This window comes from Streptococcus sp. LMAG:39, from assembly GCF_008680485.1.
In the GTDB taxonomy this organism is placed as follows: Bacteria; Bacillota; Bacilli; order Lactobacillales; family Streptococcaceae; genus Streptococcus; species Streptococcus pasteurianus.
The window spans coordinates 417931-438567 of the sequence record NZ_NALE01000001.1 but is presented as its reverse complement, the minus strand read 5'-3'; the positions used below and the strand labels follow the sequence as shown (position 1 = coordinate 438567).

The 20637-nt window shown below is 39.9% G+C and carries 20 protein-coding genes; all 20 read left to right on the top strand.

Annotation, left to right across the window (positions count from 1 at the left end):
* The first annotated feature begins 211 nt into the window (after positions 1-211).
* The 20 genes from aroA to CCC20_RS01960 all read left to right on the top strand — a co-directional run bounded on the left by aroA (position 212) and on the right by CCC20_RS01960 (position 20497).
* Positions 212-1495: a 3-phosphoshikimate 1-carboxyvinyltransferase gene (aroA, locus tag CCC20_RS02055; RefSeq protein WP_058692364.1), complete on the top strand. Its 1284-nt coding sequence runs from the start codon at positions 212-214 to the stop codon at positions 1493-1495.
* Positions 1488-1964: a shikimate kinase gene (locus CCC20_RS02050; RefSeq protein WP_058692363.1), complete on the top strand. Its 477-nt coding sequence runs from the start codon at positions 1488-1490 to the stop codon at positions 1962-1964. Before aroA ends, CCC20_RS02050 begins: the two co-directional genes overlap by 8 nt.
* A complete protein-coding gene (gene pheA, locus CCC20_RS02045; protein WP_058692362.1) occupies positions 1961-2785 on the top strand; it encodes a prephenate dehydratase in 825 nt (274 codons plus the stop codon). Before CCC20_RS02050 ends, pheA begins: the two co-directional genes overlap by 4 nt.
* Positions 2786-2871: 86 nt before the next feature.
* The gene (locus CCC20_RS02040) at positions 2872-4314 is read left to right on the top strand and encodes an LCP family protein (RefSeq protein ID WP_013852043.1); all 1443 of its coding nucleotides are present in this window, start codon (positions 2872-2874) and stop codon (positions 4312-4314) included.
* A 109-nt stretch (positions 4315-4423) separates the two neighbouring features.
* Positions 4424-5785, top strand: a complete 1362-nt coding sequence (rlmD, locus tag CCC20_RS02035) for a 23S rRNA (uracil(1939)-C(5))-methyltransferase RlmD (protein WP_287178807.1) — start codon at positions 4424-4426, stop codon at positions 5783-5785.
* 211 nt (positions 5786-5996) lie between these two features.
* Positions 5997-6170: a hypothetical protein gene (locus CCC20_RS02030; RefSeq protein ID WP_144356677.1), complete on the top strand. Its 174-nt coding sequence runs from the start codon at positions 5997-5999 to the stop codon at positions 6168-6170.
* Positions 6167-6985 (top strand): replication initiator protein A, encoded by an 819-nt coding sequence (locus tag CCC20_RS02025; protein WP_144356678.1) that lies wholly within the window; start codon positions 6167-6169, stop codon positions 6983-6985. Before CCC20_RS02030 ends, CCC20_RS02025 begins: the two co-directional genes overlap by 4 nt.
* Before the next feature lie 148 nt (positions 6986-7133).
* On the top strand, positions 7134-8489 hold the full coding sequence (gene dcm, locus CCC20_RS02020; protein WP_144356679.1) for a DNA (cytosine-5-)-methyltransferase: 1356 nt from the start codon (positions 7134-7136) through the stop codon (positions 8487-8489).
* Entirely contained in the window at positions 8473-8901 is a 429-nt protein-coding gene (locus CCC20_RS02015) for a hypothetical protein (protein WP_144356680.1), read from the top strand. Before dcm ends, CCC20_RS02015 begins: the two co-directional genes overlap by 17 nt.
* 10 nt (positions 8902-8911) lie before the next feature.
* Positions 8912-9298 (top strand): thioredoxin domain-containing protein, encoded by a 387-nt coding sequence (locus CCC20_RS02010; RefSeq protein ID WP_144356681.1) that lies wholly within the window; start codon positions 8912-8914, stop codon positions 9296-9298.
* 8 nt (positions 9299-9306) lie between these two features.
* On the top strand, positions 9307-9540 hold the full coding sequence (locus CCC20_RS02005; RefSeq protein ID WP_144356682.1) for a transcriptional regulator: 234 nt from the start codon (positions 9307-9309) through the stop codon (positions 9538-9540).
* Positions 9541-9542: 2 nt separating this feature from the next.
* Positions 9543-10127 carry a CPBP family intramembrane glutamic endopeptidase gene (locus tag CCC20_RS02000; RefSeq protein ID WP_144356683.1) on the top strand — a complete coding sequence of 195 codons (585 nt, stop codon included), beginning with the start codon at positions 9543-9545 and terminating at the stop codon, positions 10125-10127.
* A 76-nt stretch (positions 10128-10203) separates the two neighbouring features.
* Complete coding sequence (locus CCC20_RS01995) at positions 10204-10692, top strand: hypothetical protein (protein ID WP_287178797.1); 489 nt, start codon at positions 10204-10206, stop codon at positions 10690-10692.
* Complete coding sequence (locus tag CCC20_RS01990; protein ID WP_287178795.1) at positions 10692-12509, top strand: VirD4-like conjugal transfer protein, CD1115 family; 1818 nt, start codon at positions 10692-10694, stop codon at positions 12507-12509. Before CCC20_RS01995 ends, CCC20_RS01990 begins: the two co-directional genes overlap by 1 nt.
* Before the next feature lie 17 nt (positions 12510-12526).
* The gene (locus tag CCC20_RS01985) at positions 12527-12769 is read left to right on the top strand and encodes a hypothetical protein (RefSeq protein WP_001072182.1); all 243 of its coding nucleotides are present in this window, start codon (positions 12527-12529) and stop codon (positions 12767-12769) included.
* An 18-nt stretch (positions 12770-12787) separates the two neighbouring features.
* Complete coding sequence (locus CCC20_RS01980; RefSeq protein ID WP_285394253.1) at positions 12788-13642, top strand: VirB6/TrbL-like conjugal transfer protein, CD1112 family; 855 nt, start codon at positions 12788-12790, stop codon at positions 13640-13642.
* A 242-nt stretch (positions 13643-13884) separates the two neighbouring features.
* Positions 13885-14238, top strand: a complete 354-nt coding sequence (locus CCC20_RS01975; RefSeq protein ID WP_285394255.1) for a PrgI family protein — start codon at positions 13885-13887, stop codon at positions 14236-14238.
* Positions 14195-16546, top strand: coding sequence for a VirB4-like conjugal transfer ATPase, CD1110 family (locus CCC20_RS01970; RefSeq protein WP_287178434.1), 2352 nt, complete (start codon positions 14195-14197; stop codon positions 16544-16546). The genes CCC20_RS01975 and CCC20_RS01970 overlap by 44 nt, the downstream gene beginning before the upstream one ends.
* A 1-nt stretch (position 16547) precedes the next feature.
* Complete coding sequence (locus tag CCC20_RS01965) at positions 16548-19349, top strand: phage tail tip lysozyme (RefSeq protein ID WP_144356687.1); 2802 nt, start codon at positions 16548-16550, stop codon at positions 19347-19349.
* Positions 19350-19486: 137 nt separating this feature from the next.
* Entirely contained in the window at positions 19487-20497 is a 1011-nt protein-coding gene (locus CCC20_RS01960; protein ID WP_144356688.1) for an Abi family protein, read from the top strand.
* Positions 20498-20637 lie beyond the last annotated feature (140 nt).

Genomic DNA, 20637 nt, shown 5'->3' with positions numbered 1-20637 from the left:
CAGCTGAAACCTTTTCTTTCAGTTGTTTTTTTGAGAAATTTTAATGCTTCGAGCTAAAGTGAGAAAGAGGTTTGGGGGCGAAATGTCTTTGTTTTGAGATAGTTTCATAATGAATTTGCAAGCTTTTGTTAAGAGTAATTTTAGAGAACTGTTCAAATTTTCAGTTATTTTATGGTACAATAGAATTAAAACTATACCATGGGAGAGTTGTATGAAATTACTGACAAATGTGTCACAATTAAAAGGAACTTTGCGAGTTCCTGGAGATAAGTCAATCAGTCACCGTTCAATTATGTTCGGCAGTCTTGCCAAGGGAACAACAACTGTTCATGATATTTTGCGTGGTGAAGATGTGCTGTCAACAATGCAAGTATTTCGTGATTTAGGGGTTGATATCCAAGACGACGGTAACATCGTAACCATTACAGGTGTTGGCTTTGACGGGCTTAAAGCTCCAAAAAACAAACTAGATATGGGAAATTCAGGAACATCAATCCGCTTGATTTCTGGCGTGTTAGCAGGGCAAGATTTTACGGTTGAAATGTTTGGTGATGACAGTTTGTCAAAACGCCCAATGGACCGCGTGACCATTCCGCTTCGTCAAATGGGAGTTGAAGTGTCAGGGCAAACAGACCGTGATTTGCCACCGCTTACGATGCGTGGTAGCAAAGCGCTTAAACCGATTCATTATCAACTTCCTGTGGCGTCTGCTCAAGTGAAGTCAGCACTTATTTTTGCAGCTTTGCAAGCTGACGGTGAGTCTGTCATCATTGAAAAAGAAAAAACACGCAATCACACAGAAGATATGATTGTTCAGTTTGGTGGCGCAATTGACGTTAATGGCAAAGAAATTCGCATCAAAGGTGGTCAAGAATTTACTGGTCAAGATGTGGTTGTCCCAGGTGATATTTCATCAGCGGCTTTCTGGTTAGTCGCAGGGCTCATTGTTCCAAATGCTAAAGTAACCCTTGAAAATGTCGGTATCAATGAAACACGTACTGGTATCATTGATGTTATCAAGGAAATGGGGGGCAAAATGACCATTTCAAACGTTGATGAGATTGCTAAATCAGCAACGATTACCGTTGAAACATCTGAACTTCACGGCGTTGAAATTGGTGGCGAAATCATTCCGCGTTTGATTGATGAATTACCAATTATCGCTCTTCTTGCCACACAAGCTAATGGTACAACGATTATTCGTGATGCAGAAGAGTTGAAAGTGAAGGAAACAGACCGTATTCAGGTGGTTGCGGATGCGCTTAATGCAATGGGTGCTGACATTACGCCAACAGATGACGGTATGATTGTCAAAGGAAAAACACCTCTCCATGGCTCTAAAGTCAGTACTTTCGGTGACCACCGTATCGGTATGATGACTGCTGTTGCTGCGCTTTTGGTGTCCGACGGAGACGTTGAACTAGAACGAGCAGAAGCGATTAATACAAGCTACCCAAGCTTCTTTAATGATTTGGAGGTACTCTCACGTGGCTAGAATTATTATTGGTTTTATGGGGTCTGGGAAATCAACGATTTCATCATTGTTAGATGAAAATTACATTGATATGGATGCTTTGATTATAGAGCATATCGGCATGTCAATCGCAGACTTTTTCGCTAAAGAGGGTGAAGCTAAATTCCGTGAAATTGAGTCACAAGTGCTTGCGGAATTGGCTGATTCTGACCAAGTCATTTCAACTGGTGGCGGCGTTGTCATCAATCCGATTAACAGAGAGATTTTAGCAAGAAATCCAGAAACGATTTACCTAAAATCAGACTTTGAAACGCTTTATGACCGCATTGAGCATGATACGGAAAATGTTCGTCCTTTGTTTGTCAACAATAGCAAGGAAGCTTTCAAAGAAATCTTTGACGGTCGCCAAGAAATGTATGAAGCAGCAGCTAATCGTATTATTGAAGTGGCTGATAAAACACCTGAAGAAATTGTTGAGGAAATCGGATGAAAGTTGGCTATTTAGGACCAAGTGGTTCTTTTACACATAATGTTGCTGTTAAGGCATTTCCGGAAGCTAATCGCATACCTTTTGCAAATATCACCGAAGTTATCAAATCTTATAAAGAAGGTTTTGTGGATTATGCCATTATCCCTGTTGAAAATTCAATCGAGGGTTCAGTGCATGAAACGTTGGATTACCTTTTTCATCAAGCTGAAATTGAGGCGATTGCAGAAATCATTCAACCGATTAAACAACAGCTTTTAGCAACAACACAAACAAAGAAAATTGAAAAGATTTTTTCACACCCGCAAGCTATTGCTCAAGGGAAAAAATACATTAAAGCACATTATCCAGCAGCAAAAATTGAGATGACGGCTAGTACGGCCTACGCCGCACGTTTCATTGCTGAACATCCAGAGGAAAACTTTGCTGCCATTGCGCCAGTAGCTGCCGCAAAAGAATATGGTTTGGAAATTATTGCCCAAGATATTCAAGAAATGGATGAAAACTACACGCGCTTTTGGGTACTAGGGCATCAAAAACGGTCGTTTGATTGGGCAAAACTCAATCAAAAAGTTTCATTGGCATTGACCTTGCCAGATAACTTGCCTGGTGCGCTTTATAAAGCATTATCTGTTTTTGCTTGGCGTGGCATTGATTTGACTAAAATTGAAAGTCGCCCTCTAAAAACAGCTTTGGGAGAATATTTTTTCATCGTTGATGTTGAAAATAAAAATGATACACTAGTGTCATTTGCGCTAGAAGAATTGAACGTTCTTGGCATTGACTATAAAATCCTCGGACGTTATGATGTTTACAAACTGTAAAATCCTCTGATTTTTGATATTTAGGAATTGTTAAGCGCTTGTGCTGGCTCTAGTCTGATGAAAATGGGAAAGATATGGTATGAGATATGGCAAGAAATAATTTAAGTCGGCATGAAGAGTTAAGATATGAGTATCTTTTAAAGAATCTTGAGTATTTAAGTTTGCGTGAAAAGCAAGAATTTAACTATCTTTACAATAAAAAACAAGCTGGTGAGGTCAACGAGCCACCACGCTCTCAGCCGTCGTCTGCCTATAATGACAATTACTACGATGATTATTATGACGATGCTTATGATAATCAAGTGGATTATTATGATGACGATAACTGGACATCTCAAGGGCTTCCCAAATACCCAGAAGAAAAAAAGCAGTCGAAACGTTCCTTTAGAAGAACGAGCGAGCAGCAGGCAGAGATTCTTCCAACTTATCAAAACAATTATGAGAATTATAATGAGGCATTTTATCAAGAACCCGAACCTGTAACGCCTAAAAAAGCAAAGAAAGCCAAAAAGAAGCGTCGCAAAATTCGTATTAAGCGTCTGTTGAAACTTCTTAGTTTCTTGGTGATTCTTGTCATGGCAGGGATGATTTACATGTTTTTCAAAGGTGTTAATGATGTTTCAAGTGGTGAGACAAATTACACGGCGGCTGTGACAGAAACATTCAATGGTGAAGATAGCGATGACGGTACTAATATTCTCATATTAGGAAGTGACCAGCGGGTTACACAAGGATCTTCGGATGCCAGAACCGATACGATTATGGTGATGAATATTGGCAACAGCGACGGAAAAATTAAGTTAGTCAGCTTTATGCGCGATACCTTAGTTAATATTGATGGTGTTAGCTACAATGACTATTCAAATGACCAAAAATTAAATGTTGCTTTTAATATAGGAGAGCAGGATAATAACCAAGGTGCAGAACTCATGCGACAGACGTTGAAAGATAATTTTGATATTAACATCAAATATTATGTCATGGTTGACTTTGCAACCTTTGCAGAAGCCATTGATACCTTATTTCCAAATGGCGTTGAAATAGACGCCAAATTTGGTACGGTTGATGGTCAAGCAGTTTCGTCTGTTGAAGTTCCTGATGATCTCAATATGCAGGCTGACGGTACTGTTCCAAATCAAACGATTGAAGTTAGAACACAAAAAATGGATGGTCGGACTTTGCTCAATTATGCTCGTTTCCGTAAAGATGATGACGGTGATTATGGACGTACTCAACGCCAGCAACAAGTTATTTCTGCCATTATCAACCAGATTAAAGATCCAACAAAACTTTTTACAGGTTCAGCTGCAATTGGTAAAATCTATGCTTTGACCTCAACGAACGTTTCTTATTCATTCCTTTTGAAAGAAGGTTTATCTGTTATCACGAGTGGTCAAGAAGGCATCGAGCAAACAACCATTCCAGCCGAAGGTGACTGGACAGATGACTATGATATGTATGGCGGCTTAGGAATTACCATTGATTTTGATAAATATCAAGAAGAGTTAAAAGAACTTGGTTTGCGGTAGGAAGAGATATGATATAATAGAGAGGCAGTTAAGCTTCTCTATTTTTATTATGGAGAAAAGCGACCGAGAAATAGAACATTGCCAATTTAGAATTGGCTGAAAGGAAATTATGTTAAGTAAAAATGCTATTGTAGATGCTGAAATCACGGATTTATCACACGAAGGAGCAGGTGTTGCCAAGGTTGACGGTTTCGTCTTTTTTGTTGAAAATGCACTTCCAGGTGAGAAAATCAAAATGCGCGTCTTGAAAGTGAAAAAGAACATCGGATTTGGTAAAGTTGAGGAGTATGTGACAATCTCTGAACACCGCAATCAAGATTTGAATGTGGATTATTTGCGTACAGGAATTGCGGATTTTGGGCATCTTGCGTATGCTGAACAGTTAAAATTTAAACGCAAACAAGTAATGGATAATCTCTATAAAACAGCTGGTATTTCAGATGTCGAGGTGTCAGAAACACTTGGTATGGCGCACCCATACGCTTATCGCAATAAAGCACAAGTGCCTGTTCGTCGTGTTAATGGTCAGTTGGAGACAGGATTTTTCCGTAAACATTCTCATGATTTGATGCCGATTTCTGATTATTATATTCAAAATAAAGAAATTGACCGTTTGATTAATTTTACACGTGATTTGCTTCGCCGTTTTGACCTTAAACCTTATGATGAAAAAGAGCAAACTGGATTGATTCGTAATTTGGTTGTTCGTCGTGGGCATTATTCTGGTGAAATGATGCTGGTCTTTGTGACAACACGCCCAAAAATCTTCCGTATTGAGCAAATCATTGAGAAAATTGTGGCAGAGTTTCCAGCGGTTAAGTCAATCGTTCAAAATATTAACGATAAAAATACCAATGCGATTTTCGGTAAAGAGTTTAAGACATTGTATGGCAAAGATACGATTGTTGACAGCATGCTTGGCAATCAATATGAAATTTCTGCTCGTTCATTCTATCAAGTCAATACTGAAATGGCTGAAAAGCTTTACCAAACTGCCATTGATTTTTCAGACTTGACACCTAAAGATATTGTCATTGATGCTTACTCTGGTATTGGAACAATTGGGCTTTCATTTGCCAAAAATGTTAAAGCCGTTTACGGCGTCGAAGTGATTGAAGAAGCTGTGGAGGATGCTAAAAGAAATGCTGCGCTAAACAGTATTATCAATGCGCATTATCTTGCTGATTCGGCAGAACATGCTATGGCAACTTGGAGCAAAGACGGTATCAAACCAAGTGTGATTTTGGTTGATCCACCACGCAAAGGCTTGACAGAAAACTTTATCAAAGCCAGCGTTGCCATGCAGCCAGAAAAAATCACTTATATCTCATGTAACCCAGCAACTATGGCGCGTGACATCAAGCTCTATCAAGAACTCGGCTACAAACTCATAAAAGTACAACCAGTTGATTTGTTCCCGAATACGCATCACGTGGAGTGCGTAGTGTTGCTACAACGAAGCAAAGGGTAAAAATCCTTTATTTTAAGCACTTTTTCAAGCATTTTGTCTTTACTGAAAAGAGTGATTTTGACATAAAAAAGGTGCAAAAAAAGTACATTGATGTGAACGTCTGTTTGGATGTCGACTGCGTAGACAAAAAATAGATACGTCATAAACTATATTAGTTCAGCGAGAACATTTTAATAAGTGTTCTCGCTTTTTTTATTTTCAGGAGGAATTCATGCAAAAGAAGGAACAATCATCACGTCAAATGGTGATGTCTCATCTCGTGACTATTTTGGGAGTTGATATTGCGAAAGCAACTCAGCTAGTAGATGAAATGGAACAAGTAGGTTTAATCCGATTTGATGAATTCGGAAATGTTGGACTTTTAGTCTTGGAGGGACAATCATGAAACGTATTACTGCTAATCAATATCAGACATCAGAGCGATATTATAAACTCCCTAAAGTTTTGTTTGAGAGTGGACGCTATAAGAATATGAAGCTGGAGGTTAAGGTAGCCTACGCGGTTTTAAAAGATCGGTTGGAGTTGTCTTTGAGTAAGGGATGGATTGATGAAGATGGTGCTATTTATTTGATTTATTCCAATTCAAATCTGATGGCACTTTTAGGTTGTTCAAAGTCTAAATTACTTTCTATTAAGAAAACCTTACGTGAATATGGCTTAATTGATGAAGTCCAACAATCATCCAGTGAAAAAGGTCGTATGGCAAATAAAATTTACTTGGGGGAATTAGAACATGAACCTACCCCAGTCTTAGATTCAAACGGGGCTAGTCTTAAAAAAACACTAGGGGGGTCTCAAAGAAAGACGGGGCCGGTCTTAAATTCAGCCCCTAGTGAGACTGAAGGAAGTGAGACTAAATGTAGTGAAACTGAAGGGAGTGATTTCCTTATTGAGGACGAGGAGGAGAGGCAGCTAGTAGATGACAAACAAGAAGAAAACTTTACTCCAAAAGTAGATGCCGTGACTAAGTACGATCGAGACTATATTTGGGGTTTGGTTCATGACCAGTTAAGACAGACAGGTCTATCTCAGTCGGTTAGTGATGTTGCCATGATTTATTTTAGTGATCGTTATCAGTATGCTTTGGAACATATGAGATTTGCTCGGTCAGCGGAAGTGATAGCTGAATATGTGTTTAATGGGGTCTTGTCAGAATGGACCAAGCAACTGAGACGACAAGAAGTAAAGGGAGGTGATTAAGATGATTTGGTGGATACTAGGTGGAATCTATCTGATTTCTATCATCATGTTGATTGCTGAAATCATCCGTGCACCAGAAATGGATGATCATATTTAGGCAAGAGTTTTACAAGTGTAAGGCTCTTTTTTATTTGGAAAGAGAGGAAAAATGAAATTTTTAGATTTATTTGCTGGGATAGGCGGTTTTAGGCTAGGAATGGAAGCACAGGGCCATGAGTGTTTGGGCTTTTGCGAAATTGATAAATTCGCTAGAACATCCTACAAAGCCATGTTTAACACAGAAGGAGAAATAGAATACCATGACATTAAAGAGATCACAGACCATGACTTTAGACAATTTAGAGGGCAAGTGGAGGTTATCTGCGGGGGATTTCCTTGTCAAGCTTTTTCACTCGCAGGAAGACGACTGGGATTTGAAGATACTCGAGGGACTCTCTTTTTTGAGATTACTCGAGCGGCCAAACAAATCCAACCACGTTTTCTATTTTTGGAAAACGTCAAAGGCCTACTCAATCACGACGAGGGACGGACGTTCTCCACAATCCTCTCCACGCTGGATGAATTGGGGTATGATGTCGAATGGCAGGTGCTTAACAGCAAGGACTTCCAAGTCCCGCAAAACAGAGAACGGGTTTTTATTATCGGACATTCTAGAAGATACCGTTCCAGATTCCTATTTCCTCTCAGAGGAGAAAACAGCCCAGCTCATCTTGAAAGGCTAGGCAACATCAATCCCTCTAAACATGGTTTGAATGGTGAAGTCTATCTGACGAGTGGACTTGCTCCTACACTAACAAGAGGTAAAGGAGAGGGGGTAAAAATCGCCATTCCAGTCTTAACACCAGATAGATTAGAAAAACGGCAACATGGACGACGCTTTAAAGAAAATCAAGACCCTATGTTTACGTTGACCAGTCAAAATAGACACGGGGTTCTTGTCGCAGGAAATCTGCCGACTAGCTTTGACCAGACCGGAAGAGTATTTGACATTTCTGGCTTGTCACCGACCTTGACCACCATGCAAGGTGGAGATAAGGTGCCAAAGATACTGCTGAGGGAGGAGCTGCCATTTCTGAAAATCAAGGAAGCCACAAAAAGAGGGTACGCAAAGGCAACTCTTGGAGACTCTGTCAACCTGGCTTATCCAGACTCAACCAAACGGAGAGGACGAGTGGGCAAGGGAATAGCCAATACCCTAACGACTTCTGACAATATGGGAGTGGTAGTTGCTGCTATGGAATATCGACAGGATAAGTGGTACGAAGTTACAGGCATTGTTTTAGACGGAAAACTCTATCGGCTAAGAATTAGACGACTAACACCAAGAGAGTGTTTCAGGATTCAAGGATTTCCTGACTGGGCTTATGAAAGAGCAGAAAGCGTATCAAGTAAAAGTCAGCTCTATAAACAAGCCGGCAATAGCGTGACTGTCACAGTTATTGAAACCATTGCGAGAGAATTTAGAAGAATGGAAGAGGAAGAAAAACATGAACCTACTACATAAGAAAAGTATTCTAGATTGTACTGAATTAGAAGAACGTATTCACCAAGCTGAAACCAATCAACTATTGGAAAGGATACTATCACTCCCCAATTTTGATTGTGAATTTGAGGTGACTTTTGAAGATGATTACCATAAAGAGATGAATGATGCCCTATTCTACGAATCCAATCTTCATCGGATTTCGGATTTTTTGGAAACGAGGAATATTAAAAATGGTGTAGATACACTATTGACGAAAGACAATCACCTGGCCTTTCGTGCCTTTGGTCAAAATTATACTGCTAGAGGAAAGGAGGGCATTTTAACGACTTTAGTGACGGTCAAGTGCTTTGGTGAAGGACGGATGCCCATTGATATGAGTTGCTATTTCTCAACTCCAGAACCAACAGTTGAAAATAGCCTAACCCTATAAGGAGGAGCCTATGCTTGAGGTATATCTAGGAAATAATGCCAATACAAATCAAGACTTACTAACCATTTTGACGACCTATGGTGTGACTTACCGTTGTACAAAAGCATGTGATGTAAACCGTGAAATCATACTGTCACTCTTTGCCAAAACCACGGATTGTTTTGTTGAGTTACTGTCGCCACGATTTCTTCGCTTTAAGCGTCAATATTCGATAAGTTTGAATGAAATGATTCAGCTTATTCTCCAAAAGCCAGACCAAAACCTTCGTCTGCCTCTCATTGTCTGTCAGAATCATATCTATCCAGCTATTGGGCTAGACGAAGCTCGAACCTTTCTTCCCAGACAGGTAAAAGAAGAACTGTTTCAGGCCAGTCTGATGAAACAAGTGACAGGGTAGGTGTGAAGATGAATGAACGATTTTGGGACAATTTAGAAATCATTCTGGCAGAAAGAGACCTCACTTGGGCAGAACTAGCTCGCAAAGTATTCACAGGTCAATATGTTTATCCAAGTGAGTTTAATCGCCTCTATCAAAAATTACGGCATTACAAATCCAATCGTCTAATGCCACAGACAAGATGGGTTGAGCGTATTGTTCTAGTCTTAGATATTGATTATGAAGATTTATTTAGGAGGTGAACATGATAAGGATAGTGTTGTTTTATCTAGCCATACAGCTTAACGGTCTTCTGGTGAGTTTATTGCTGCAAGAGTATCTGACAATCGAGGTCTTAATCTTGCTACAATTGGTCCTATTATGTGTGACTTGCTTTGAGATTGCCCGTCATAAAACTGTTCAAGCAATAATTATGACCTTGAGAAATCGCCTAAGATGGTTGCTTCTTGGTTTTGTGGTTATGGTTGCTTTTGCAGTCTTCATCAGTGTTCTTTTTCCAGTTCAGACTAGGAATCAATCGGTACTAGTTGAAGTAGGAAAGCAGGTTCCACATCTTATCTTTTTATTGTTTTTGGTCAATGCAAGTGTCCTTGAAGAGATTGTTTATAGGCAATTGCTGTGGGAAAAATTGACATTCCCTTTTGTACAAATAGGAGTGACCAGTTTTCTCTTTGCTCTAGCCCATGGTCCCAATCAGCTCAGTAGTTGGCTCATGTATAGCTGTCTTGGGTTGACCTTGGCTGTTGTTCGATTGAAAACAGATTGTATGACGGCAATCGCCTTACATTTACTTTGGAATAGTTTGGTTTATGTCTTGACCTTCTTGTGATACCAAAATCAAGAGTGCTTCCGTATTATGGAAGCACCTTATGTTTGTTAGGGAATCCAAAGAAGAGGAGGTCACCATGTCATCTGAACAACAAGAGCGTCAAGCAATGCAATACGTAGAAAGAAGTGGTTTATTGACAGTTAGAACCCTCTTAAAGCTCTTAGAATGGTCGGCTAGGCAAGCCTTAGCTCAAGATTCAGCTTATAAGATTGGCGTTCAAAAACTGGAAGAACTCCTTCAAAGCCCTTATGCCATTGAAGGGATTAATGTTAGTAAAGATATTTTAGATAAGCCAATCGATGTGGAGAAATTCAAGGAGTTAATGGAGTCGGAAAAACTGCCGATTGCTATTAGTTGGCAAAAAGACTATCTCTACTTTTATGCCAAGGATAAGACCTTGCTCGATCATCACTTGGATGAATTGTTGAAGAAACTGATGTCTAATCCAGAGAAGCTAGAAGGTTTAACCTTTGATAAAACCTTGGATCAAGAAATAGAATTGGCCAAAGAGAAAATAAAAGTGACAGAACCTTCGGCAGTCAAAACCAAGGAGGTGACCTTGTAATGTATTCCAGGCAAAAAGCTTTAGTCTTTGGCCTCTTGGGTCTCGCCTTTGGCTATTTCTGCCATCGTCTAACCCTACTCTATGATAGTTTAACCAATGCTCCACCTATGGAACGATTTGCCTACCTCTTAGGAGAGGGGTCAAATCAAGTCCTAACCCCTTTATGGCTATTTTCCTTTACTCAAAAATCTCTTCTTGCCTTTATCCTTGGGATTCTAACGATGACGCTAGTCTATCTTTATGTATCGACAGGACAGAAGGTCTATCGAGAAGGGGAAGAATACGGTTCTGCACGATTTGGAACCAGTAAGGAAAAGCGGTTCTTTTACAGTAAGAATCCTTTCAATGACACGATTTTGGCTCGTGATGTTCGTCTAACCTTGTTGGAAAAGAAGAAGCCCCAGTTTGACCGAAATAAAAACTTGATTGTCATTGGGGGTTCTGGGGCAGGTAAGACCTTTCGTTTTGTTAAACCCAACCTTATCCAACTTAACTGTTCCAATATTGTCGTAGATCCTAAAGACCATTTGGCTGAGAAGACAGGTAAACTCTTTTTAGAAAATGGTTATCAGGTCAAAGTTTTAGATTTGGTTAATATGACCAATTCAGATGGTTTTAATCCCTTTCGTTATGTTGAGACAGAGAATGATTTGAACCGCATGTTAACGGTCTATTTTAACAATACCAAGGGAAATGGTTCTCGCAGTGATCCATTTTGGGATGAGGCTTCCATGACATTGGTGAGAGCTATTGCCTCTTATTTGGTGGATTTTTACAATCCTCCAGGAAGTTCCAAACAAGAGCAGGAAGCAAGATGTAAGCGAGGCCGTTATCCAGCCTTTTCTGAGATTGGGAAACTCATCAAACTCTTATCAAAGGGAGACAATCAGGACAAAAGTGTTCTCGAAGTCTTGTTTGAAGACTATTCTAAGAAATATGGTCACGAGAACTTTACCATGCGAAATTGGGCGGATTTCCAAAACTATAAGGATAAGACGTTGGATTCGGTGATTGCGGTCACAACAGCTAAATTTGCCCTTTTTAATATTCAATCAGTGATTGATTTGACACAAAGAGACACTATGGATTTGAAAACATGGGGCACTCAAAAGACCATGGTCTATCTTGTTATTCCAGACAATGATACTACCTTTCGTTTCCTATCTGCTTTATTTTTCTCTACGGTTTTCTCCACTTTGACCAGACAGGCTGATGTGGACTTTAAAGGGCAATTGCCTATTCATGTCAGAAGCTATCTGGATGAGTTTGCGAATGTCGGAGAAATTCCAGACTTTGCCGAACAAACCTCAACAGTTCGCTCTAGGAATATGAGTCTAGTACCAATCTTGCAAAATATTGCCCAACTCCAAGGACTTTATAAGGAAAAAGAGGCTTGGAAAACTATTCTGGGGAACTGTGACAGTCTCCTCTATTTGGGTGGAAATGACGAGGAAACTTTCAAATTCATGAGTGGTCTTCTAGGTAAACAAACCATTGATGTCAGAAGTACCAGTCGTTCTTTTGGGCAGACTGGCTCAGGTTCTACCTCTCACCAGAAAATTGCTCGTGACTTGATGACGGCTGATGAAGTCGGGACTATGAAACGAGATGAGTGCCTCGTACGCATTGCAGGAGTTCCTGTATTTAGATCTAAGAAATATTTTCCACTCAAACATAAGAATTGGAAATGGCTTGCGGATAAGGAATCTGATGAACGCTGGTGGCATTATCACCTCAATCCCTTAACCGCTGAGGAAGAACTAGATTTGTCAGGCCATACAATAAGGGATTTAAGCACAGAAACGTCACTACATTAATAGAAATGAGGAACTATATGAATCAAAAACTAACAGGCTTTGTTTACGGAGTGGACGCCAGCTCCATGTTCTCCCAAGCCATGTCTCTATTACAAAAAGGCTTAATTGCAGTAGGAGCCTTTCTAGTTGTCATGGGTATTATCAACCTTTCAACCAATATTAAAGATGGTGGTCCAGGTGTCCGAAATGCCATTCTAGAAATTGTTGGTGGGGTAATGGTGGGAGCCGCAGGAGCTTTTGTGACACAGATTACCATTTAGAGGAGGTCAGAACATGACATGATGATGAATTTTACGTCACCTTTTGTATTTCTAGCCTCTGAAAAAGTATCTAGCGATAGCCTTTTTGAAGGGTTTCAAGTGGATTTAGAATCAACTGCCAACCTGGTTAAATCACTAGCAGACTTTAATCCGACGGTGTGGTCTTATATGATAGCCATTACCAAGGGGATTATGCAGCCCTTGGGAGTAGCTATTCTTGCGGTTGTTCTCGTACTCGAATTCTCAAAAATGGCCAAGAAAATCGCAAACTCAGGTGGTGCGATGACCTTTGAAGCTATGGCACCCATGATTGTCAGCTACATCATGGTCGCGGTCTTGATTACCAATACGACGGTTATTGTGGAAGCCATTATTGCCCTTGCCTCTTATGTTATTGAACAAGTGGCAGGGCTTGTCACGAATGGTGGTGCTAATTACGATACCATCTCAGGCATTAAGGGATCTGGGATTGTAGGAAAAATGATTATTGGCTTTTTTGCGATTCTCATTTGGTTGGTACGTATGGCCAGTATCATGATTGTCAATATCTTGATTACCATTCGCTTTATCCAACTCTATCTGATGATACCTTTTGCTCCTGTTACCATTCCGACCTTCCTTAGTGATGACTGGAGAAGTGTTGGGATTGGCTACCTTAAGAACATCATGGTCTATGCCGTTCAAGGTATTTTGATTTTTCTAATTGTATCTCTTGTTCCCTTGTTTGAGTCGGCTGGAAAGATTGCCGTATCAAATGGAGCTGGAGTTATGGAATCACTCGCCATTATGTTTGGTGGCTTGGTACAGGCCATATTGTTAATCATTGCCTTAGTTGGCAGTCAACGAACCGCCCGAAGTATTTTGGGTATGTGAGAGTAGGATAGCTTAAACAGTCCAGTGGACTGTTTAAGGTTGTTCCTTGGAAATCGAAGAGGAACAAAGTACTGCTTTGCAGTCGATTACGTCGTCCTACCTCCGCAAGGACGACTAGAACTGTCATGGCTAGGAACTTAGCGTAGAGAGTTCAGACGTCTACTGCATCAAAATCATGAAGCAATTCAAACTGGACTGAGATTTTCATCTTAGTCCTTTTATCAAAGAAGGAGCAATTATTTATGAACACACGTGTCTTTAAGGACATCTCAAAGGTTCAACACAGGGCATGGTTAGGATTTACAACCAGACAGGTTATTTTTGTATTTCCAGCCATCGCCCTAACCATTTTGGTATTGGGCTTGAACCTATTTTACTGGCAATTTGGGGATTGGTTTGTCTATGGTTTTGTTTTTAGCTTTACCATTCCACTCATGTTATTTGGGGTCTATCGCCCAAATGATTTACCATTTGAAACCTATCTCAAGTACCGTTTTCATTATGAACTGACAGTACCAGATCGTACATTTACTGGAAGAAAAGGAGACCAACATGAAAAAATTAAAACACTCAATGAAAGCAAAGACCTCTTCTAATGACCAAAAGCAAAAGACGAAAACACAGAAGCAGGAGATCAGACCTTCTACCCTAAATACGTTAGCCTATCAAGGGCTTTTTCAGAATGGCCTTATGCAGGTCAGCCCAAGCTATTTTTCACAAACCTATCTCTTAGGAGATGTCAATTATCAAACAATTGGTTTAGATGATAAGGGAGCTATTGTTGAGAAATATTCCGATTTAATCAATTCTCTTGATGATAAGACCAATTTCCAACTGACCATTTTCAATCAAAAGGTCAATCTGGAAAAATTCCGTAAGAGTATCCTCTATCCCTTACAGGAAGATGGGTTTGATGCTTATCGTGATGAATTGAATCGTATGATGGATGCCAACTTAGAGGCGGGTGAGAACAACTTTTCGGCTGTCAAGTTTCTTTCATTTGGCAAGAGCGACCAAACACCAAAACTAGCTTTTAGATCTCTGTCACAGATTGGGGAATATTTCAAGAGTGGCTTTTCAGAGATTGATGTATCTCTTGGTCTGCTTGGTGGAGAGGAGCGAGTGAATGTTTTTGCGGATATGTTGCGAGGTGAAAATCATTTACCGTTTTCTTACAATGATTTGACCCTATCAGGTCAATCCACCAAACACTTTATTGCCCCATCCTACCTTTCCTTTAAACACAAGAATCATATTGAATTGGACGATAGATTATTACAGATTGTCTATGTTCGTGATTACGGTATGGAGCTAGGGGATAAATTTATTCGTGACCTCATGCAGTCAGATTTGGAAGTGATGATTAGCCTACATGCCAAAGGCTCAACTAAGTCTGAAACCATGACCAAGCTGCGAACCAAGAAGACCTTGATGGAATCACAAAAGATTGGGGAACAACAAAAGATGGCTCGGACTGGCATCTATTTGGAGAAGGTCGGCCATGTTCTTGAAAACAACATCGATGAAGCAGAAGCTCTTCTTCAAACCATGACCCAAACAGGAGATAAGCTGTTTGACACCGTATTTCTAATTGGCGTGCTTGCGGATACTGAAGACCAACTCAAACAATTTCTTGATATTATCAAGCAAGTGGCGGGGTCAAATGACATGATTATTGATAACTTGACCTATATGCAAGAAGCGGCCTTTAATAGTCTCTTACCATTTGGAAAAAACTATCTTGAAGGTGTTTCTCGATCACTATTGACTTCAAACATTGCCGTGAATGCACCTTGGACTTCCGTAGATATTCAAGACAAGGGTGGAAAATTTTATGGTATCAATCAAATCTCAAGTAATATCATCAGTATTGACCGTGGCAAGTTAAATACTCCATCAGGTTTGATTTTAGGGACCTCTGGAGCTGGAAAAGGGATGGCGACAAAACATGAAATCATCTCTACTAAGCTCAAGGAAGCAGATAGTGATACTGAAATTATTATTGTTGACCCAGAAAATGAGTACAGTATTATCGGTCAAGCCTTTGGTGGGGAAAGTATTGATATTGCCCCAGATTCCACAACGTTTTTAAATGTTCTCGATCTATCAGATGAGAATATGGATGAGGATCCAGTCAAGGTCAAGTCCGAATTTCTCTTGTCCTGGATTGGAAAGCTCTTGGACCGCAAAATGGCTGGTCGCGAAAAGTCGTTGATAGACCGTGTGACACGACTCACCTATAAGCATTTTGACACACCATCATTGGTCGAATGGGTCTTTGTCTTATCTCAACAACCTGAACAGGAAGCTAAGGACTTGGCACTGGATATGGAACTTTATGTGGAAGGGTCTCTGGATATATTTTCACATCGGACCAATATCAAAACTGATAGTCATTTCCTGATTTACAATGTCAAAAAGTTAGGTGATGAATTGAAGCAAATTGCCCTCATGGTTATCTTTGACCAAATTTGGAATCGGGTGGTGAAAAACCAAAAACTAGGGAAGAAAACATGGATTTATTTTGATGAAATGCAGCTTCTTTTATTGGACAAATACGCCTCTGATTTCTTCTTTAAACTCTGGAGTCGTGTCCGTAAGTATGGGGCGATACCGACAGGCATTACTCAGAATGTAGAAACGCTTCTTTTGGACGCAAATGGTAGACGTATTATTGCCAATAGCGAGTTTATGATTCTATTAAAACAGGCTAAGAGCGATCGCGAAGAATTGGTGCCTATGCTTGGGCTTTCCAAGGAACTGGAGAAATACTTGGTCAATCCTGAAAAAGGGGCAGGCTTAATTAAGGCCGGATCCACCGTTGTTCCTTTCAAAAATAAGATTCCACAACACACCAAGCTCTTTGACATCATGAGTACGGACCCTGAAAAAATGAGGACATGAGATGAAAGAGGATAAAAGGCTAGTCAAACAGGTCAGGAAAAAGTTTCGAAGCAATTTAAAATCAGTCCGCATGCATTATCGGAAAGAAGTTAGGACCTTAAAACAGACTGTTCCTAAAATAGGACGATTTCGAAAACCAGCTCAAAATTCTCTGTTTCAGGAAAAGAAAACAGAGTTCAAAGAAAATCTACTCAGTAGCCAAAAGGAAGCAGAAGAGAAGTTCCTAAAGGAAATTACCTATGTGTCTCCTAGACTGTTAAGGGGAAAGGAAATCAAGAACTATCGACTTCCGCAAGCTCAAGAGCGTTTGAGGACGGCAAGAAAACATTTGTCAGAAGTGAAACTAAGTGAAAAGTCAAAATCGGTTAATCCTAAGTTTACCTTCCAAAAAGATAAATCTTCCTTGAAGTCTCGCTTTCAGTTTCACCAAGAAAAATCATTTGATCGACTAAGTGCTGAAAAAGAAGTCAGTTCTGCCAAACGTGAGGTCAAACAACTCAAGAAAGCCCAAAAGTCTAAGAAAAACTCTACCAAAGTCAAAGCTGGATTAAGCTTAGCTGCATCTGAATCGCTTGACTTGGTGGCACAGGATGATGATTTAGATGGACTTAGAACCCTAAAGGATACTAGCCTGAAAGCCAGACGCTATGGCAGGTTTACCTATCAAGCAGGTAAAGTGGCGGTGAAAAGTGGTCAGACTGGTGTGCGTTTTACAAAGACGAGAGTGGCTCATGGAAAGGAACGATTCCAGAACTTCAAAATGGGAAAAGGATTCATACGCCAGAAACCTCTTAAACCAAGAAGACGCTACCAAACCTTTTTAAAGCATGCCAGAAAGCACAGTCTAGCAGGAGTTAAGGGGATTGTTCAAGCCATTAAGGGAAGCCTGACCTTCTTTTCTGCTATTGCGGGAAATCCTTTGACTTGGATTGTCTCAGGTCTTCTCTTGATACTCCTTTTGATGATGAGCTTTTTCATGAGTGTCTCAGGAAGCAGTGTCATTCAACAAGATGAGATCGAGTTGACCAAGGCTTATACCCACATGACGTGGGAAGATGCGGAACATACGAGAACCAACGAAAAAGGGATTACCTACTACACCAAAATTGATGAGGTCATGGTTTACATGAATCATCAATACCAAGACTACAAGCTTGACGATTTCATGGAAACAGGTGGTGCGACCTACAAAGAATTTCTCAGTCAAGTGTGGACGAACTTAAACGGTGGTGACTCTATTAGATCCATGTCTGACTTATTCCAGAAACCTCCTTACAAGCTGTCAGATGAGGACCAAGAAGAACTAAAGGAGTTGACCGAAGAAGGCAACTATTTAGCCCTTCAAGAATTGGATAATCCCTTTCAGGGACAGACCGATGAGGATAGCTTAAACATGACCTACCGATATGGTTATGAGGTTATTGATGAGAAACCAACGCTCCATCACCATATCATCTTAGAAGCAAAAGAAGGCCAAGTCATTGTGGCTCCGATGGATGGCAAGGTTTCTATTGATGGAGAAAACATTGTTTTGACATCAGGTAAGGGAGTGAATAGGACTAAACTAACCTTGTTCGGCATTCATTCAGGTCGAGTGAGTGAACATCAAAAAGTCTTGGCAGGAGACATTATTGGTCAGACCAAAGACGGAACGGGTCTAAAAGTCACCTATCAAAAGGTTGATGATGATATGGATAAGTTGGTCTATGTCAATCCAGCATTCTACTTTCCAAAAGTGATTCAGGTTCAGACCACCATTCTTCCAACTATCGGTCAGTTTGGTGGCAATGAGTTCGAAAGGGCCAAGGCGATTTATGACTATCTCAAAAGCAAAGGTGCGACCAATCAAGCTATCGCAGCGATTCTAGGAAATTGGTCGGTAGAATCTTCCATTAATCCGAAGCGTGCAGAGGGCGACTATCTATCTCCACCTATTGGTGCGACAGACAGTTCGTGGGATGATGAGGGTTGGCTTTCACTTAATGGTCCAACAATATACAATGGACGTTACCCTAATATCCTCAAACGTGGTTTAGGATTAGGCCAGTGGACAGACACTGCAGATGGGTCACGCAGACATACTTTATTGCTAGAATATGCCAAAGGAAAACATCAGAAGTGGTATGATTTGGGGTTACAACTGGACTTCATGTTGCATGGGGATAGTCCTTACTACACAAGTTGGTTGAAAGAGTTCTTTAACAATTCAGGAAGTCCAGCTAGTCTTGCCCAACTCTTTCTCATTTACTGGGAAGGTAACTCAGGAGATAAGCTACTTGAGCGTCAGACACGAGCCAGTGAGTGGTATTACCAAATTGAAAAAGGCTTTAGTCAACCCAACGGTGGGACAGCACAAAGTGATCCCAAATCGCTTGAAGCTGTCCGAGGAGACCTCTTTGAGAACTCTATTCCAGGAGGTGGTGACGGTATGGGTTATGCTTACGGTCAATGTACGTGGGGAGTCGCAGCCCGTATCAACCAACTGGGGCTGAAACTCAAAGGCCGAAATGGTGAAAAGATTCCAATTATCAGTACCATGGGCAATGGCCAAGATTGGGTGCGTACAGCCGCAAGTCTCGGTGGGGAAACTGGAACAAGTCCGCAAGCAGGAGCCATACTCTCATTTGCGGGTGGAGGACATGGCACACCAACAGAATACGGACATGTGGCTTTTGTGGAGAAAGTCTACCCAGATGGCTCATTCCTTATCTCCGAAACCAACTACAACGGTAATCCCAACTACACCTTCCGTAAATTATCTGGAGTGGATAGTAGTTTGAGTTTTGCTTATACGACGAAATAAAAATGGATATGCTAACAATAATTGGATTTGTTAGCATATTATTTTGTAAATATTTCGTTAGAAATTCTACCTTTTAGTTACTTTGAAAAGTTTAGTGATATGGTATAATACTAAGGAGAGGTTACTGAATATTTTAAATGGAGACAATTATTGAAAGAATGAAAAAAGAGTCGAAAACTGGTTTAACTTCTGGGAATCTAGTTGACCATATCTTTAAAAATCATAAAATTGACATTCAAGATGATGACTCTGTCACACTCTTAAATATGGGATATTATCATGGGTATAAACGATATAGATTTGTTAAAAAATCTAATTCAGATGGGATTCTGCCCGTTTCTTCATTTAAAGAAATTGTAGCAATCTACAATTTTGATATGGAGTTAAAAGGACTTTTTTATCCAATAGTGATGCTTGTAGAGACAGCATTAAAAAATCGGACTATCGATTCGATTGTAGCAGAATCTAGTAGTGGGATAGAGGATATATTAGAACATCAATTAGCTTGTTACATGGACTATCCTGAAGACCACGAAAAATATAGTTATAAACTCGATCAGTATAATGAAACTAGGCAAAATATACTGGATACAATTGACTATTACTCGGATAAAAATGAGGTCATTAAGCATTATTTAAAAAGTGATTATCAAATTCCTCTCTGGGCTTATTTTGAAGTTATTACTTTGGGACAGTTTAGTAGATTTTTAGGAAGTTTAACTAAGTCAAGTCGTGAAAAATTAAATCAAGATTTCACGATCATTCCTAATAGGTCAAATTCTCTCGAGTTAGTTGTCAATGCTCTTATTGAGTTAAGAAATGCTACCATGCACAACAGTGCGATTTTTGATGCTAATTTTTCAAGCGGTGTATCTAAAGCACTCAAAAAACAGATAAAACAAGATTTAGGATTATCGACATTCACTTGTGTTTTCATTGAAGATTATTTCATTCTACTAATTTGGACTTTGAACATTTTAAACTTTGATACAGTAGTCCTCAATAACTACATCAATCAATTCAATGAAATTGTTGAACGATTTGATGTTTCGCTCAATAATCGTGACATTCTCTTTAAGATTATCAGTACAAATAGAAAAACATCAATTCAACAACTAAGTAAATTCATTGACGAAAAACGAAATTAGTGGTATCATAGTTGTATCGAATTGGGGCGTGCTAGTCACGTCTGGGAGGGTCTGATGCGTCAGTCCTCCTCTTTTTTTATTTTTAAGTATTCTTCAGAGGTTATTGGTTGTGCTTCCGATAGCTTTTTTCTTTTCACTGA